The organism is Sulfurimonas sp., from assembly GCF_019429335.1.
Taxonomy (GTDB): domain Bacteria; phylum Campylobacterota; class Campylobacteria; order Campylobacterales; family Sulfurimonadaceae; genus Sulfurimonas.
This window is the reverse complement of the sequence record NZ_JAHYJB010000004.1, coordinates 38,430-54,643: the sequence shown is the minus strand read 5'-3', so window position 1 is coordinate 54,643 and position 16,214 is coordinate 38,430. Positions and strand designations below refer to the sequence as shown.

General features: G+C 39.2%; 16 protein-coding genes. 10 read left to right on the top strand and 6 right to left on the bottom strand.

The window, feature by feature from the left end; translation table 11 throughout:
- Positions 1 to 127 precede the first annotated feature (127 nt).
- A complete protein-coding gene (locus tag K0A91_RS02835; protein ID WP_295007953.1) occupies positions 128 to 679 on the top strand; it encodes a thiamine phosphate synthase in 552 nt (183 codons plus the stop codon).
- Here K0A91_RS02835 and K0A91_RS02830 read toward each other — a convergent pair.
- Positions 663 to 1,913: an NAD(P)/FAD-dependent oxidoreductase gene (locus K0A91_RS02830; protein ID WP_295007951.1), complete on the bottom strand. Its 1,251-nt coding sequence runs from the start codon at positions 1,911 to 1,913 to the stop codon at positions 663 to 665. The genes K0A91_RS02835 and K0A91_RS02830 overlap by 17 nt on opposite strands.
- Positions 1,914 to 2,061: 148 nt before the next feature.
- On the opposite strand from K0A91_RS02830, the gene K0A91_RS02825 reads away from it, so the two are divergent.
- The 3 genes from K0A91_RS02825 (at position 2,062) to K0A91_RS02815 (ending at position 3,553) form a co-directional block, all read left to right on the top strand.
- Positions 2,062 to 2,820, top strand: coding sequence for a carbonic anhydrase family protein (locus K0A91_RS02825; protein ID WP_295007949.1), 759 nt, complete (start codon positions 2,062 to 2,064; stop codon positions 2,818 to 2,820).
- 81 nt (positions 2,821 to 2,901) lie between these two features.
- Complete coding sequence (locus K0A91_RS02820; protein WP_295007947.1) at positions 2,902 to 3,210, top strand: nucleotidyltransferase domain-containing protein; 309 nt, start codon at positions 2,902 to 2,904, stop codon at positions 3,208 to 3,210.
- A complete protein-coding gene (locus tag K0A91_RS02815; RefSeq protein ID WP_295007945.1) occupies positions 3,203 to 3,553 on the top strand; it encodes a HepT-like ribonuclease domain-containing protein in 351 nt (116 codons plus the stop codon). The genes K0A91_RS02820 and K0A91_RS02815 overlap by 8 nt, the downstream gene beginning before the upstream one ends.
- Positions 3,554 to 3,661: 108 nt before the next feature.
- On the opposite strand, the gene K0A91_RS02810 is transcribed toward K0A91_RS02815, so the two are convergent.
- Genes K0A91_RS02810 through pgsA form a run of 4 tightly spaced genes read right to left on the bottom strand, consistent with a single transcriptional unit; the run spans position 3,662 to position 6,601 of the window.
- A complete protein-coding gene (locus K0A91_RS02810) occupies positions 3,662 to 4,252 on the bottom strand; it encodes a hypothetical protein (RefSeq protein WP_295007943.1) in 591 nt (196 codons plus the stop codon).
- A gap of 55 nt (positions 4,253 to 4,307) precedes the next feature.
- The gene (locus tag K0A91_RS02805; protein WP_295008059.1) at positions 4,308 to 4,982 is read right to left on the bottom strand and encodes a YggS family pyridoxal phosphate-dependent enzyme; all 675 of its coding nucleotides are present in this window, start codon (positions 4,980 to 4,982) and stop codon (positions 4,308 to 4,310) included.
- A gap of 15 nt (positions 4,983 to 4,997) precedes the next feature.
- The gene (rseP, locus tag K0A91_RS02800) at positions 4,998 to 6,050 is read right to left on the bottom strand and encodes an RIP metalloprotease RseP (RefSeq protein WP_295007941.1); all 1,053 of its coding nucleotides are present in this window, start codon (positions 6,048 to 6,050) and stop codon (positions 4,998 to 5,000) included.
- On the bottom strand, positions 6,050 to 6,601 hold the full coding sequence (gene pgsA / locus K0A91_RS02795; protein ID WP_295007939.1) for a CDP-diacylglycerol--glycerol-3-phosphate 3-phosphatidyltransferase: 552 nt from the start codon (positions 6,599 to 6,601) through the stop codon (positions 6,050 to 6,052). The genes rseP and pgsA overlap by 1 nt, the downstream gene beginning before the upstream one ends.
- Before the next feature lie 226 nt (positions 6,602 to 6,827).
- On the opposite strand from pgsA, the gene K0A91_RS02790 reads away from it, so the two are divergent.
- Positions 6,828 to 8,069 carry a 1-acyl-sn-glycerol-3-phosphate acyltransferase gene (locus K0A91_RS02790; RefSeq protein WP_295007937.1) on the top strand — a complete coding sequence of 414 codons (1,242 nt, stop codon included), beginning with the start codon at positions 6,828 to 6,830 and terminating at the stop codon, positions 8,067 to 8,069.
- Here the strand turns inward: K0A91_RS02790 and K0A91_RS02785 are convergent.
- Positions 8,061 to 9,332 (bottom strand): MFS transporter, encoded by a 1,272-nt coding sequence (locus K0A91_RS02785; protein ID WP_295007935.1) that lies wholly within the window; start codon positions 9,330 to 9,332, stop codon positions 8,061 to 8,063. The genes K0A91_RS02790 and K0A91_RS02785 overlap by 9 nt on opposite strands.
- A 77-nt stretch (positions 9,333 to 9,409) precedes the next feature.
- Here K0A91_RS02785 and K0A91_RS02780 point away from each other — a divergent pair, with 77 nt between their 5' ends.
- From K0A91_RS02780 to otsB, 5 genes are all read left to right on the top strand, one after another.
- A complete protein-coding gene (locus tag K0A91_RS02780) occupies positions 9,410 to 10,195 on the top strand; it encodes a glycerophosphodiester phosphodiesterase family protein (protein ID WP_295007933.1) in 786 nt (261 codons plus the stop codon).
- Entirely contained in the window at positions 10,192 to 10,464 is a 273-nt protein-coding gene (locus K0A91_RS02775) for a DnaJ domain-containing protein (RefSeq protein WP_295007931.1), read from the top strand. The genes K0A91_RS02780 and K0A91_RS02775 overlap by 4 nt, the downstream gene beginning before the upstream one ends.
- Before the next feature lie 11 nt (positions 10,465 to 10,475).
- Complete coding sequence (gene ald, locus K0A91_RS02770; RefSeq protein ID WP_295007929.1) at positions 10,476 to 11,594, top strand: alanine dehydrogenase; 1,119 nt, start codon at positions 10,476 to 10,478, stop codon at positions 11,592 to 11,594.
- Complete coding sequence (locus K0A91_RS02765; RefSeq protein ID WP_295007927.1) at positions 11,576 to 12,208, top strand: methyltransferase domain-containing protein; 633 nt, start codon at positions 11,576 to 11,578, stop codon at positions 12,206 to 12,208. The genes ald and K0A91_RS02765 overlap by 19 nt, the downstream gene beginning before the upstream one ends.
- An 84-nt stretch (positions 12,209 to 12,292) precedes the next feature.
- Entirely contained in the window at positions 12,293 to 16,213 is a 3,921-nt protein-coding gene (gene otsB / locus K0A91_RS02760) for a trehalose-phosphatase (protein ID WP_295007925.1), read from the top strand.
- Position 16,214: the final 1 nt, after the last annotated feature.

Sequence of the window (16,214 nt, the reverse complement as noted above, 5' to 3'; positions counted from 1 at the left end):
GTGAAGTTAAAAACTTATAATGAAAAATGTCATATTGGCGTCACTAAAAGCTCTATTAATTGCTACAGGGTATAATTCTGGAATTCACAAATTTTTTAAAAAGCAAAATTCATAATTGGGTCGCAAAATGAAAAAATATCTAATAACTTCAAGAGAGTTTTATACAGATACTCCAGCACTGTTTCGCTCAATTTTACATGCACAGCTAAAAAAACACCATCCGACGCACGCTCTTTACAGAGATAAATCAAACCAAAATTACACTCTTCAAGCCGCGCATTTTGTAGAGGTTTGTTCACAGTTTAAGAAAATTAAGAGCTTTATTCATCAACATGCAGATTTGGCAAAAGAGCTTGGTGCTACGGGTGTTCATCTTGCTTCAAGCCAATTTGGCGAGATTGAGAGAGCAAAAGAGCTTGGGCTTGAGGTTATCATTAGCACGCATACACATGAAGAGGTTTTGCAGGCCCAAAAACTCGGTGCAGACGCAGTTACCTACGGTCCGGTTTTTGCCTCACCGGGTAAGGGTGAGCCTAAAGGGATGGATGATTTAAGAGAGCTTTTGAAGATTTGTAATATCAAAGTTTTTGCACTTGGCGGAATAGTGACAAAAGAGCAGATTGCTATGATTGCGCAAACAGAAGCTTACGGTTTTGCTTCTATTAGGTACTTTTTCTGAGTAATCCCGCCATATGTCCGCTTGCAAATGACCATTGCAGATTATATCCTCCGCACGGACCGTCAAGATTCATAATCTCTCCGCAAAAATAGAGCCCTTTAATAACTCTGCTCTGCATGCTTTTTGGGTCTATATCTTTCAAATCCACTCCGCCTCTTGTAATCATCGCCATCTTAAACCCCTCATGCCCCGTAACTGTGAGCGGTGTCCATGCAAGAAGCCTTACAAGTTTTGCTCTCTGGGCTCCTGAGATTTTGGAGTATGCAGCTTGCGGGTCTACTTCTGCTATCAGGCACAACTCATTGGACAGCGGAGCGGGCAGAAGGGTGCTTAGAAGTTCAAGAGTAGTTGCATGTTGATTTTTTGCGGTTTGGAATTTGAGATGATTTAAAATCTGCTCCTCGTTCATACCTTTTGTAAGATTTAGCAAGATAGGCACTTCGCCGTATTTATCCAAAAGCGGTGTCAAATCTCTTGCCGCATCAAGAACTACGGGACCTCTTATGCCGCTTTTTGTAAAAATCAAATCTCCGTCTGCTCTTATTTTGGCGTGTTTTTTCATAGCAACTCTAAGTTCGACTTTGGCAATTGTATCGGCACGGCAATTCTCAACCCATCTCTCTTTGGTATGAAGCGGCATCATTGCAGGATGTAGCTCTGTTACTTTGTGCCCAAGCTCTCTTGCCATATCGTGCCCATCACCCTCGGCTCCAAGAGTTGGATATCCAAGACCTCCTGTTGCAACGATGACATTTTTGGCGTGAAACAGATGCTCAGCGGTTTTAACACCGCTTACACAATTATCTACATGTAGAATTTTTTCGACTTTTTGTGATGTTAAAATCTCGACGTCAAGACGCCCTATCTCGCCAAGAAGAGCCTCTATGATTGTAGATGAGCTGTGCGAAGTAGGAAAGACTCTAAAGCCGTCAGGTGCGTGTGTATCAACGCCTATTTCTTTAAAGAAGCCAACAAGAGCATTGTGGTCAAAGAGCTTTAGCGCATCTTGCATAAAACGGCCGTTGCGACCGAATTTTGTCATAAACTCTTCGTTCTCAAGAGTGTTTGTAAGATTGCATCGGCCTCCGCCTGTTGCTTTTAGTTTTGCACCGATTTTGGAGAGCTTTTCCAAAAGAAGAACGCTTTTTTTCTCTCTTGCAGCCACAATTGCGGCCATCATTCCTGCAGCCCCGCCGCCGATGACTATAAGGTCGTATATTTTTTCGTTTTTCATGCGCTATTTTAGTCTAATTTTTCTTATTTATTTATGTAACTACAGGTAGCAGAGAAGCTAAACATAAATAATTATAATAGATAAATTGTTTAAATTTAATTTTATATGATACGATTGTCGAATAAAAATTTCTTATAAAGGTTTAAAAATGAGACTAGGTAAAATATTAACAAGCGGTATCGCAATAGCGCTACTAAGTACGGCTGTTTTAGGGGCAGGAGGTAAGACTCACTGGGGTTATACTGGACATGAGGGACCTGCAAATTGGGGTGATTTGTCGGCTGATTACACTCTGTGCAAAAGCGGAAAAAGCCAGTCTCCTATCAACATCGCTTCAAGCGTGACGGTGGATGTAGAAAATATGGAGAAGATTGCTTTTGATTACAATGCGGGCATCTCTTCTGTTATAAACAACGGACATACGATTCAGGTCAATTTTGATGAGGGAGGCACAATTACAGTTGATGAGATTAAATTTCCCCTAGTTCAGCTCCACTTCCACACTCCAAGCGAAAATCAGATTGACGGTAAAGAGTTCCCGCTTGAAGGACACTTTGTTCATGCAACAAAAGATGGCTCTTTGGCGGTTATCGGGTTGATGTTTGAAGATGGCGCAAAAAATGAGTTTTTAGCAAAAGTATGGGCTAAGATGCCTAAAAAAGCTGGTGGCAAAGAGTCTTTAAGTATCTCCGCGGATGAAGTAAACGCGCTTTTGCCAAAAGATAAAGACTACTACAGATTTAACGGTTCATTGACAACTCCGCCATGTAGTGAGGGTGTCAGATGGCTTGTCCTTAAAAACTACTCGACTATCTCTAAAGAGCAGACAAAAGAGTTTTTAGACATTTTTCACCACGAAAACAACAGACCAATCCAGCCTATAAACGCTAGAAAAGTAATAGAGTAGATATTATTTCCCCAAGCGGGAAATAATTAAAAATACCAGTTGACACCCATTTTCTAATATCTAACGTGTTATAATCTAGCCATGAATAAAGAATCAATACTTAATTATCTTGTTAATGTTAAAGAAATTTATGAAAAAGAGGGCTTTTTAATTAAAGCGCTTTTTGGTTCATACTCTCGTGATGAAGCTGATGCGCAGAGTGATGTAGATATTCTTGTTGAGGCTACACCTGAATTTGCAAATAAACATGGCTTTGGTGCGATAAAACGCATACGCGAGATACAAGCAGAGATAAGCAAAGCTCTTGGAGTGCCTGTTGACCTTGCAGATAGCACCGGTATGGGCAAAACAGGCAAAAAATTTATTATTGATAGAGCAATATATGTCTAAAGAATCTATCAGTAAAGTCTATCTAATTCTAGAAAAAATAGATTACATTGAGCAGATAGTTAAAAATAGCGGAAGTGTAACTAAGGCGCTTGAAGATTATGTGACTGATAGACCTGCGATTTTAATGCACCTTACTGCAATAGCTGAACAATTCAATAAACTAAAAAAAGAACATGCAGACAATATTTTGAGTGCTTTTGATGAGAATGATATCAAAGGCATGTATGATGTAAGAACATATATCGCTCATGACTACGAGGGTGTTAATCTAGCAATAATTGAATGGATTATTAGAAATGGTCTTCCTAAGTTTAAAAAGCAGTGTAAAACTTTGATAAAATAGTGAGAATTTACTTTAAGAGTGCTTCCTGCCACCCCATTTTCTAGCATAGAGAAAGTTTAATTTTTCTTCCTGTTTTGGGGTCTGGTCATGCTGTGTTGTAAGTACCTGTTATAGGCTTTCTTGTAACCAAAGTTTAAACTCAACATCAAGAGGTAAATTGTCAAATTTATTTCTAAACCAATTTTGATATTCTATGTAAGTTTCATAGTTATCTATTCTGCTCCAACTTGTTTTTAGTTCTGGTGGATGAAATTTTTTAAGCGCGTCTATAAGTATATTGTCAAGCGGAACATGGCAAAACTGATAAATTTCATTATAACCATCTAAATATTTATTTCCGTATGAAAAAATATACTTAAATGTCATATTTATCCATTTCTGCGCTTGTCCAATATGAAATGAGGAATAGCCATTTTCAAAATACAAAGTTTCAATCTCCATGCATTTATTTTTATGCCAATTGTCAAAATCAATTTTGGTTGTAATATTTAGTGTTTTTACTTTTTCAAATTCATCAGATAAATATTTTTTTATATCGCTTGTTATATTTTCATTGTTTGAAAGTGAGCCAAAGCCATGTAAAGTACGATTAAAGTCTCTATAGGCTCTATTAATACAATTTTCTAATGGTTTATTTGTTCCGAAAAATAAATCTAATATATATTTATCCCACTGCTCTCTAGTTATTTGTGATTTCACTTTAAGTTCCTCTGTGTATTAAACTTCTTGCAAAGAGTTTGCAGTGATGCTATCTCTATTTATTAAACATCAAAGAGCCAAGCCTTACCATATTTGACCCGCACTCGATAGCCATATCAAAATCCCCGCTCATTCCCATAGAACAGATTGTTGCACCCTCTAGCTGTTTGTAGATGTCGTAAGTAGTCTCAAAACTCTTTTTTATTACCGCTTTATCTTCGGTATGTGCGCCGATGCTCATAACGCCTCTTAGATGGATATTCGGACACTCTTTTTTTATCTGGTTGTAAATCGCAACAGTATCTTCGGGCATTACGCCGTGTTTAGACTCCTCTTTTGCAGAGTTTATCTGAAGCAGGGCATCAAGTGTCATATCTCTTGCTTCTAGCTTCTTTTGAAGCTCATGCGCCAACTCCAAAGAGTCTAGAGCATGAAAAAGAGCAGGGTTTATGTCAAGCAGGTTGTTTATCTTGTTTTTTTGCAGGTTCCCAACAAAGTGCCACTCAAGAGGCAAATCTTCAAGTTCTGAGCTTTTTGCGCGTAAATCCTGAACTTTGTTCTCGCCAAAGGCACGCTGTCCTATGCGGTATAGCTTTGCTATCTCATCTGAGTTAGAGTATTTGCTGATTGCTATGATTTTGACTATATGTTTTTCATCAAATCTTACTCTTGCAAACTCAACTCTTCTTATTATGTCGTCAATATAGATTTTGTACTCTTCGTCATTCATTTTGGTTTTCATTCTCTACCCCACCAGTCTATTTATATCGTTATACAGTCCAAGCCCCATAAGTGAAAAGAGTATCACCCAGCCTGCAATGGTCAATTTTATCATAACCTCTTCGTTTACTTCTCTTCTAAATATCAGCTCATAGAGGTTAAACATGATGTGTCCGCCATCGAGTGCCGGAATAGGGAGAAGGTTTAAAACACCGAGGTTGACGGAGATGAGTGCCGCAAAAAAGAGCACGCTCATCCAGCCCGCATCTGTTGCATCCGATGTCAGTTTTACTATGGAGATTATTCCGCCAAGCTCGTTCGCGGGAACTTCTCCCACTATGAGTTTTTTAAGTCCTGTAAATATCAGAGTTGAAGCAAAAACAGTCTGTTCGGTCGCATACGAGAGAGTATCGCCGACGCTTAAATCAAGTTTGTGTGAAACTCCAGCACTCCCGATTCCTATCATCTTCTTCTCTATCACTTCATTAAACATATTTGTGCTTTGAGTGATTTTTGGGCTCAGAGTTATAAAGTGGATATATCCAGCTCTCTCGACTTCAATGTTTAGCGAGCCCTCAGAGGTTTCAATAACCTTTGCCATATCTTTCCAAGTAGCGATTTGCATGCCATTGATTGAGCGAATAGTGTCGTTTGTCTCTAAACCTGCAACGAATGCGGGAGAGTCTTTAACAACGGTTCCTATGACTGGAGAGAGGATATTTGGTCCGCCAAGAGCTATGACAAAGTAGAGAACAAACGCCAAAACAAAGTTTGCTAATGGTCCTGCAAGCAGGATAAAAATCTTTTGCGAAGGTGTTTTTACATTGTAGCTGTCGTCGTCATAACTCTTTTTTGTAGGATCGGAGTCATCCTGACCCTTCATTTTCACATATCCGCCAAGAGGAATTATTGCCAATTTCCACTCGGTTCCCCATCTCTTAAAAGAGGCTACTTTTCGTCCAAAACCTATGCTGAAAACTTCAACGTAGACACCCATTGCGCGTGCCGCAAAGTAGTGCCCAAGCTCGTGAAAAAATATAAGTGCGGAAATTACTATTAAAGATACTAAAAAACTCATTACTTCTTAACTCCCAAAAGTGCTGCTCTAAATCCCCAGAGATACTCAAAACCTGAGTAGAGTGTCAGCGTGACCGCAAGCCATAAAAGCTCAGTCCCAAGCGGCCAGTGCATAAGCAAAAAACCTATGGCAATCATCTGAACAACAGTCTTCACTTTTCCTGCCCATGAAGCCTTGATGTCAAGCCCCTCGCTTACCGCGACGGTACGGATTCCTGTGATAAAGAGCTCGCGGATAATGATGATATAAATAGCCCACGCACTCGCTTCGCCAATCAGCATAAGCCCTAAAAATGCCGCGATTATGAGCATCTTATCTGCAAGCGGGTCTATGATTGCGCCAAGCATTGTCATTTGGTTCCACTCTCTTGCGATGTAGCCGTCAAAAAAGTCCGTCACGCTTGCCAAAACAAAGAGAAGCGATGCTGTGTAGTAGTTCCAGCTTATGTGGTAGCCGTTGTCTGTAAAATAGTCAGGATTTAAGATTATCCAAAACATAAGCGGAGCTAAAATTATTCGAATTGATGCCAAGGCATTAGGAAGATTTAGCAAATATATCCTTTTTTGTTTTACTTTTTTCATAACTTATACGAAACGAACGATTCTGCAACCGAAGGGTCAAAGCTTCAGCTTTGGGGTACCCGCGGTGAAGCCTAAGAGAGTGAGTATTGTTATGAAAGATATTGGTGAAATTTTAGCCTCTTGGCTCTTAATTTAGGCTTGACAATCTATTTACCTCTTGGGTATTATTGGGCTAATATTGGAGCGTATCTGTAAAATGGATTTAGAAAAAATAAAAAATAGAGTTCTCTCGTTTACACGTTATATTAAAGAGATAGAGGTTGTAGAACATAACCATTACCCATATGCTCTAATTTATCCCGATTTTGAGGCTCTAAAAGAGGCAAAAATCATCAATATCCAAGAAGAGCTGCGATGGTACGCCATTGAGCTTTACAATATGGAAGCAGATGAAGCGCAAAAGATAAAAGGATATAGGATTTTAAGAGCGCCGATGCCAAAAACTGCATCAGGAGAGGTTGATTTTGCTGCAATAAATGAACTTCTCAATTCAAAAAATGTGCCTGAAATTGGCGATGAAGATGAGCCAAAAGATGAGATTTATACAACTTTAAAGAGCTACCTCTCGACTATAACAAAAAATAAAATCATGCCATCTTCACACCTAGAGCTTGACCTTGGGCTGGATTCTTTTAACTATGTAGAGCTTTTTGTTTTTATGGAGCAGAGCTTTGGAATAAAAATAGATGAAGCCACATTTTCTGGGCTAATGAGGGTTGAATCACTCTACATGTACATTTTAGAAAATTCTCTACATGTAGATTTTGTAAAGCCTGATTGGGAGAAGATATTGGATGAGAAAATAGATGAAAAACTTGTCTATTCGCCAATCATAATGTTTGCATACAAAACTGTCCTTTTTCCTCTATTTAAGCTCTATTTCCGCCTTGAAGTAGTTGGAGCAGAGAATATTCCTTCGTATCCATGTATAATCGCGCCCTCGCATCAAAGTATGCTTGACGGCTTTTTAATAGAGTCGATACTGCCATATAAAGTTTTAAAAAAGAGCTTCTTTTTGGCGTATAAACAAGTTTTTGGCACAACGCTTTTGGAGCCGATATCAAAGCATGGACAGTCAATACTCATCGACGCAAACGTAGATCTGAAACATACGATGCAGCTGTGTGCGCTGCCGCTGAGAGAGGGGAATAACCTTGTTATTTTTCCAGAGGGTGCGAGAACAAGAGACAGAAAACTTCTGGAGTTCAGACCGTTTTTTGCGATGCTCTCCAAGACTTTTAATATCCCTATTCTCCCCGTTGTGATTGACGGCAGTTACGAGGCATTACAGACCGGCAAAATAGTTCCAAGACCCAAAAAAATAAGAGTTACTTTTTTAAAGCCAATAATTGCGGATGGTTTTGAGAGCACAAAACTCGCTAAAATAACAAGAGACGCGATAGAGAGCGAGTTAAAGAGAAATCCTGTTTCACTTTAGCGCATTTTTTGCATCATCAGCCGTCTTCTTCTCATCCACAAAATAGAGCAAAATTGCGCCGAGTATAAATAGTATGGAAACAGAGCCGATAGAGGCGCGTGAGTTTTGAGAAAAAAGTGCAACAAGAGCCACTAAAAGCGGTCCTAAAATAGCTGCAAATTTACCCAAAAAGTTGTAAAAACCGAAAAATTCCCCAGCATGCTCTTTTGGAATCATCCTTGAGTAGTACGAGCGGCTAAGCGCCTGAATACCGCCTTGAACAAGTGCAATCATAACGGCTAGAATATAAAACTCATACACCTCTTGCATCATCGTAGCCCAAAGCGTTATAAAGAGATAGATGCCGATTGCCAAAAATATAGCCTTTTTCGTATCCCAAAGCTGGGCAATTTTTGCAAAAAGAAGAGTTGCGGGAAAACCTACAAACTGAACGATTAAAAGGGCAAAAATAAGATTTTTGGAGTCAAATCCAATCGCCATTCCGTAATCAACCGCCATTCTTATAATTGTATCAACACCGTCAATGTATAGCCAGTAAGCCAGTAAAAACAGAAAAATGCCTTTAATCTCTCTTATCTTACCGAATGTATTTTTTAGTCTGATAAAGCCGTCTTTTACGAGTACGAGAGCACTTTTTGACTCCCCTTTTTTCTCCTCAACAAAGAGAAACAGCGGAAGCGAAAAGAGCGCCCACCAGATTGCCACACTTAAAAATGCGACTTTTATCGCCTCGGCTTCATTTTCCAGCCCTAAAAGTGAGAAGTTTTGCACCATTGCAACATTAAGCGCAAAGAGTATTCCGCCGCCGAGATACCCAAGCGCAAAACCGAGTCCGGAGACATAATCTACATTTTTTCTATCCGATATAGAGGGAAGCAGACCGTCGTAAAATACATCGGCACCCATAAATCCGACATTTCCAAGTATGTATATAAATGCCGCCAGCTGCCACTCACCCTGAGAAACAAGCGCCAAAGCAGCGCTCATCAAAATACCGAGATATGCAAAGAGAAAAAGAAACCTTTTTTTAAGTGAGCCGCTATCTGCCATTGCGCCAAGCAGAGGGGCGATAAGAACTATGATAAAACTAGAAATGGAGTTTGCAAAACCAAGATGTGCCGTGCTTAGTGTTGCTTCAACGTCTGCACTGTAGTAGGACTTGAAAAATATGGGAAAAAATCCAGCCATCACCGTAGTTGCATAGGCAGAATTTGCCCAGTCGTAAAGCGCCCACGAGTAGATAGTTCTTTTATCTTTTTGCACAATGGCTCCATGACTTAGGTTTGTGTCAATTTTACCACAAAAGCAGAGATTGGATAAAATAAATGATAGAATATTGTATGAAATTTTTAGAACTTTTAAACAAAACCAACATTATTGCTGCTCACAGGGGTGCACGTTCTATTGCGCCTGAAAACACGCTTATTGCGTTAAAAAAAAGTCTAGGAAGGTGTGATTTTATCGAGATAGACGTGCAGCTAAGCCGTGATGGCGCGGTTATTGTCATGCATGACGATACGCTGGAGAGAACTACAAACATAACCGAGATTGAGAGGTTTAAATCTCGTAAGCCATACAGAGTTTGCGACTTCACTCTTGATGAGCTTCGTACTCTTGATTATGGAAGCTGGTTTTACAAGGATAAAAAGCATAAAGAGCCGCTGCTTACTCTCAGAGAGGCGTTAGAGTTTATAAAAGAGAATAATATTTTTTTAAATATTGAGATAAAAGATATGAGTGGCATACTCAGCGATGATGCGGCAGTCGAGGCGGTTGTAAAAGAGATAAAAGAGAGCGATGCAAGCGAGCTGGTTTTGATATCTTCGTTTAGACACGAATACCTAAAATTGGCTAAAGAAAAATTGCCTGATGTGCCGACTGCTGCTCTGGTTGAGAACAATCACCCTCCAAAACTTATTGAATATTTAAGAGAGCTGGGCGTAAACGGATATAATCTTAACAGTGAGCTTGTTGATAAAGAGAGTGTTGAGATGTTAAGAGAAGCTGGTTTTTTTGTGGGCGTCTATACGGTTAATGATGTAAAGCGTGCAAAAAAGCTCTTTGGCATGGGTGTAAACTGTATATTTAGCGACACTCTGGAGAAAAAAGAGGTAGGTGCTTTATGAGTTATGAAAAGTTTCAAGAGGCTCTTGACATACTTGATATATCTTCGCGCGTATCTCATGCTGAGCTTAAAAAAAGGTACCGTAAAATATCAAAGAGTTATCATCCTGACATGCCTGATGGCGATGCAAAAAAGTTCAAAGAGATAAACGAGGCTTATAAAATAGTTGATGAGTATATGCAAAATTTTAGATTTAGACTAGATGAAGAGGAGTTTTACGAACAAAACCCTTTTTCAAGAAAATCAAAAGATTGGTTTTATAATTTTTAAGGAGCAAAAGTATGGTTATAGGAATTCCAAAAGAGGTTAAGACTGATGAGTTTCGCGTCGGAGCAACGCCATCAAATATTGCTGTTTTAGTGAGTGATGGGCATGTAGTATTTGTTCAAAGCGGTGCAGGCGAGGGGAGCGGTTTTAGCGATGAAGAGTACGTATATGCAGGGGCAAAAATAGCGCCAAGTGCCAAAGAACTCTATGAAAAAGCAAACTTGATTGTAAAGGTTAAAGAGCCGCAGCCCTCAGAGTATGAATTTTTAAATGAGAAGCACACGCTCTTTTGTTATCTTCATCTTGCCCCAGCAAAAGAGCTGACGAAAGCCTTGGTGCAAAAGAGAGTTTGTGCGATTGCTTACGAGACGGTTGCTCTTGGAAGCGAACTTCCGCTTTTAAAGCCAATGAGCGAAATAGCAGGCTCAATGGCGCCGATAGTCGGAGCTTATCATCTAAGTAGGTATCAAGGCGGAGAGGGCATCCTGATATGCGGTTCAGAGGGAGTTGAAGCGGCTAAAGTTTTGGTCATCGGTGCAGGCAATGCCGGATTTAGCGCAGCTAAGATAGCTTCAGGCATGGGCGCGGATGTAACGGTAGTTAATCGCAGTCTGCCAAAACTTGAAGAGCTGCAAAAACTGCTCCCGAATGTTAAAACTGCTCTGTATTCAGAAGAGTTCTTTCTTGAGGCTATAAAAGTTTCAGATATAGTTATAGGCGCGGTCCTTGTTCACGGCGGTGCCCCAACTCCAAAATTTATTACATGTAAGATGTTAAAAGAGATAAAAAACGGGGCTGTAGTTGTGGATATTGCCATAGATCAGGGTGGTACCTCTGAGGTTTCACATCCTACAACCCACACAAATCCTATCTTTGTAGAAGAGGGCGTGTTGCACTACTGCGTGGCAAATATGCCGGGAGCTTATCCGAAAACCTCCACTTTGGCACTCTCAAACGCAACAATCTCTTATGTTAGAAAATTGGCAAATGAGGGAGTTGTTAATGCTATTAAAAATGACGCATCACTCGCTCTTGGCGTTAATATTTGCAGAGGCACTGTGACGAATCTCTCAGTAGCAAATACGCACAATCTGGAGTTTAGAAGCATTGAATCATGTCTTGCGGGCAGATAGCCATGAACTCTAACAGCGAGATGGTTGATTATCTTATAGATATCGGTGCACTTCGCTCAAAAAACATCATAGAGGCGTTTAGAAATATAGACAGAGCTGATTTTGTCGCAGACGCGAGAGCCGCAGATATCTATGAGGACTATCCTCTTGGTATAGGTCGTGGACAGACCATATCCCAGCCAAGAACAGTGGCGATGATGATGGAGATGCTCTCTCCAGAGGAGGGACAGAAAATACTCGATATTGGAAGTGGTTCAGGATGGACAACTGCGCTCTTGGCATACATTGTGGGAGAGAGCGGCTCAGTAATAGGAGTTGAGAAAGTAGCGGAGCTAGTAAAGTTTGGAAGCGCTAATCTCAATAAATACAATTTTAAAAATGTTAAGATTATGGAAGCGGGAGATAAACTAGGCATTGATGGCGAGACGTTTGAGCGCATCTTGGTCTCTGCCGCAGCCGAGGAGTTTCCATATGAGCTTAAAAGCCAGCTAAAAGTCGGTGGAAAGATTGTCATCCCGGTGCAAAATTCAATATACGAGATGACAAAAGATAAAAACGGTGAGCTTGATGGAGTTGAACATTACGGATTTACCTTTGTTCCGCTTATTTATTAGATAAGAGAGTGTTTAAGCCAAATAAAAAATAATGATATAATGTTTTTTTATATTTTCTTTATTTAAAAGATAAAGGAGGTTTTTGTGAGTATAAAAGAAAAATATATGATAAACAGATCACTGTATGATGCTGTTATATTTGATCTTGATGGCGTTGTTACCAAGACGCAGGAGCTTCATGCAAAAGCATGGAAAAAAACTTTTGATGATTTTTTAAAAGAGAGAGCGAGGGGAACTTCATTTATCCCTTTTGATATCTCTAAAGATTATCTTAAATATGTAGATGGAAAATCCAGAGAAGACGGGATAAAAAGTTTTCTTGCTTCAAGAGATATAAAAGATACAGAGTGTGTAGAAATTTTAGGAGATGCCAAAAACAGCTATTTTTTAGAGCTTGTATCCAAGGGCGTAGAAACGTATGAGAGTTCTGTAGAGCTACTTTTAAAATTAAACAATCTAGGTTTTCTGACCGCTGTAGTCTCCTCAAGTAAAAACTGTACCTCAATACTGCAATTAGCCAAAATAAATTTATACTTTAACGTAACGGTAGATGGCTTTGATCTTCAAAATTTAGATTTAAAGGGCAAGCCTGAGCCAGATCTTTTTTTAGAAGCTGCCAAAAGATTGCGTGTTAAACCATCCAGAAGCATCGTGATAGAGGATGCGGTTGCCGGGGTAAAGGCAGGAAAGAGAGGAGAATTTGCAAAAGTAATAGGCGTAAATAGGGGCAGACATTCAAAAGAGCTAAAAAAAGCCGGAGCGGACTTGGTTATAGAGGATCTTGCCGAGATAGATATCGAAGCAAATACAACACAACTTCCCTCTGCACTACAATCCTTTAAGAAAATCGAAAACAAGTTTAAAGACAAAGAAGTTATCCTCTTTTTTGATTACGATGGAACACTCACTCCCATTGTATCCCATCCAAAAGATGCAAATCTCTCTGTAGAGATGAAAAACATATTAACAAAACTATCAAACCAGTGCAGTTTGTCCATAATAAGCGGCAGAGGACTAAACGATATCAAAAGCAGAGTCGGCATCAAGGGCATCTGCTACTCAGGCAGTCACGGTTATGAGATTGAAGGTCCAAGCATTAAAATGGAGTATCAGCCGGCTTTGGAATTTGTTGCACTCTTTGATAAGTTGGAAGTAGAGCTAAATGAAACAGTATCGGGCGTAAAAGGGGTTTTGGTTGAGCGTAAAAAATTTAGCATCGCACTTCATTATAGAAATGTTGCAAATAAGGATATTGCTGTCGTAGAAAAAGCGGCGGATGATGCACTCAAAAAATATCCTAAAATTCGTAAGAGTTACGGTAAAAAACTATATGAACTGCAGCCTGATCTGGAGTGGAATAAAGGCAAAGCCGTAGAGTGGCTTATTGAAGCGCTTCATATTGAAAAAAAGGGAAGTAAAATATTTTACATCGGTGATGACATTACCGATGAAGATGCTTTTAATGCTATTAAAACTTATGGAATAGGGATATTGGTAGGGAATGAAGCACGAACAACATCAGCTCAGTACAAATTAAAAGATACACAGCAGACTCTGAAATTTTTAGAGATACTCTCCTCTTCTATAGAAAAAGGTAATATCTGGTCTTTGATTTATAATAATTATACGCCAAAAGAGGAGAAGCTTAGAGAGGTGTTATGTGCGCTTGGCAACGGTTATTTTATCACAAGGGCAGCCGCAACTGAATCAAAAGCTAATAACACACACTATCCAGGAACTTATTTGGCAGGCGGCTACAATAGGCTTAAAACAGTAATTCAAGGAAAAGAGATTAAGAATGAAGATCTTGTTAATTTTCCAAACTGGCTGAGTTTAAAATTTAAGATACAAAACGATGATTGGTTTAGTATAGACGAAGCTACAGTTCTCTCTTTTCGCCAAGAACTTGATATGCAAGATGGCATTTTTCATAAACTTATAAACTTTAGTGATGCAAAAGGAAGGGAAACGAGGCTTATAGAGAAGCGTTTTGTTCATATGGGAAATAAGCATATTGCTTCAGTTGAACTCATTATTATCCCTATTAATTGGGAGGGGGCTATTGAGGTGGAATCAGGGATAGACGGCAATGTAAAAAATGAAGGAGTGCAACGTTACAGTGCTTTAAGCAATCAACATCTAAAGTGCATAGAAAAAGAGTTTGAGAGTGATGTAATTTTTTTGAAAATGGAGACACTGCAGTCAAATCATGCTATTTCCATGGCAGCGAAGACAAGACTTTTTATAAAAAGTGAGCCTTTTTTGGCAGAGGTTGAATTTATAGAAGATGAGTCCTACATTGCCAAGCGTTTTTTTATAGAGTCTATAAGTAACGAAGCGTATCTTAAAATAGAGAAGAGTATATCGTTTTATACTTCAAAAGATAAAGCGATATCAAACTGCTATCTTGAATCGAGACTTGATTTAGAAGATATCAAAAGATTTGAGGAAATGCTTGTTGAACATAAAATCGCTTGGGGACATCTTTGGGACAAGTTTGATATAGAGCTTAAATTTACAGATGATAAAAAAGACTATTTTTTAAAAAGAGTGCTGCACCTTTATATTTTTCATCTTTTGCAGACCGCTTCTGTTCATACCATTGATATGGATGTCGGTATTCCGGCTAGAGGATGGCATGGAGAGGCATACAGGGGTCATATATTTTGGGATGAGGTGTTTATATTTCCATTTTTTAACTACAGGGTTCCCCAGATAACACGCTCTTTTATCCTCTATCGCTACAGAAGACTTCCTGAGGCCAGACGCGCAGCTAAAGCGTTGGGATATAAAGGTGCAATGTACCCGTGGCAGAGCGGAAGCAACGGCAAAGAGGAGACGCAAACACTGCACCTTAACCCGCATTCCAATAGATGGATAGAGGATAATACTCATCTTCAAAGACATATCAACTCTGCTATTGTCTATAACATTTGGCAATACTACCAAGTAAGCGGTGACAATGAGTTTTTATATTTTTACGGTGCTGAGATGATACTTGAAATTGCCAGATTCTGGTCTTGTATCGCAACTTACAATGATAGCGAAGAGAGATATGAGATTTTAGGTGTTGTCGGACCTGATGAGTATCATGATGCTTATCCAAAAAGTAAAACTTCGGGAATTAACAACAATGCGTACACAAATATTATGGCTGTATTTGTTCTTAATAAAGCTATTGAGCTCCAAAAAATAGTATCTCCATTGCATTTTGAAGAGCTATGCGAAAAACTACAAATAGAGCAGAGTGAAATCCAAAGATGGGAGGATATCCGTCGCAAAATGAAAATTTCTTTTCATGATAATGATATTATCAGCCAGTTTGAAGGGTATGAAAATCTTAAAGAGCTTGATTGGGATTTGTATCTTCAAAAATATGAGAATATTCAACGGCTAGATAGAATACTAGAAGCCGAAGGGGATAGTGCAAATCAATACAAGATATCTAAACAGGCAGATGTGTTGATGCTTTTTTACCTCTTTTCTCATGAAGAACTCAAAGGGCTCTTTCATCAGCTCGGTTATATGTTTTCCAAAAAAATGCTCAAAAAGAATTCTAAATATTATCTACAGAGAACTTCTGGCGGTTCCTCTTTAAGCCAGGTCGTGCATGCATGGATAAGTGCAAGAACAAACAGAAGAGAGTCTTGGAGCTTTTTTAACGAAGCTTTGTTGACGGATGTAATGGACAGACAAGGAGGAACAACACCTGAGGGCGTCCATATCGGTGCGATGGCAGGTACTGTTGACATAATGCAGCGTTGTTATACTGGTCTAGAAGCAAGAGATAACACTTTTATTCTTAACCCCTCTCTTCCAAAAGAGCTCGACGAGATAAAACTAAAACTGCACTATAGAGGGCAGTGGCTAAAAATTAATATATATAAAAATATGGTTATTGTAGAAACTCAGGTTCCAAATGCGGAGCCTATAAGCGTTAATATAAAAGGTAAAAAATTTGTACTTAATGGCAAAGAGATTAGAAAGATAGAGTATGGCAACTGAT

Excerpts from the sequence above, each read along its gene's own strand:
- K0A91_RS02835 (WP_295007953.1), top strand. The coding sequence starts at position 128 with ATGAAAAAATATCTAATAACTTCAAGAGAGTTTTATACAGATACTCCA.
- K0A91_RS02830 (WP_295007951.1), bottom strand. The coding sequence starts at position 1,913 with ATGAAAAACGAAAAAATATACGACCTTATAGTCATCGGCGGCGGGGCT.
- K0A91_RS02825 (WP_295007949.1), top strand. The coding sequence starts at position 2,062 with ATGAGACTAGGTAAAATATTAACAAGCGGTATCGCAATAGCGCTACTA.
- K0A91_RS02820 (WP_295007947.1), top strand. The coding sequence starts at position 2,902 with ATGAATAAAGAATCAATACTTAATTATCTTGTTAATGTTAAAGAAATT.
- K0A91_RS02815 (WP_295007945.1), top strand. The coding sequence starts at position 3,203 with ATGTCTAAAGAATCTATCAGTAAAGTCTATCTAATTCTAGAAAAAATA.
- K0A91_RS02805 (WP_295008059.1), bottom strand. The coding sequence starts at position 4,982 with ATGAATGACGAAGAGTACAAAATCTATATTGACGACATAATAAGAAGA.
- rseP (WP_295007941.1), bottom strand. The coding sequence starts at position 6,050 with ATGAGTTTTTTAGTATCTTTAATAGTAATTTCCGCACTTATATTTTTT.
- K0A91_RS02790 (WP_295007937.1), top strand. The coding sequence starts at position 6,828 with ATGGATTTAGAAAAAATAAAAAATAGAGTTCTCTCGTTTACACGTTAT.
- K0A91_RS02780 (WP_295007933.1), top strand. The coding sequence starts at position 9,410 with ATGAAATTTTTAGAACTTTTAAACAAAACCAACATTATTGCTGCTCAC.
- K0A91_RS02775 (WP_295007931.1), top strand. The coding sequence starts at position 10,192 with ATGAGTTATGAAAAGTTTCAAGAGGCTCTTGACATACTTGATATATCT.
- ald (WP_295007929.1), top strand. The coding sequence starts at position 10,476 with ATGGTTATAGGAATTCCAAAAGAGGTTAAGACTGATGAGTTTCGCGTC.
- K0A91_RS02765 (WP_295007927.1), top strand. The coding sequence starts at position 11,576 with ATGTCTTGCGGGCAGATAGCCATGAACTCTAACAGCGAGATGGTTGAT.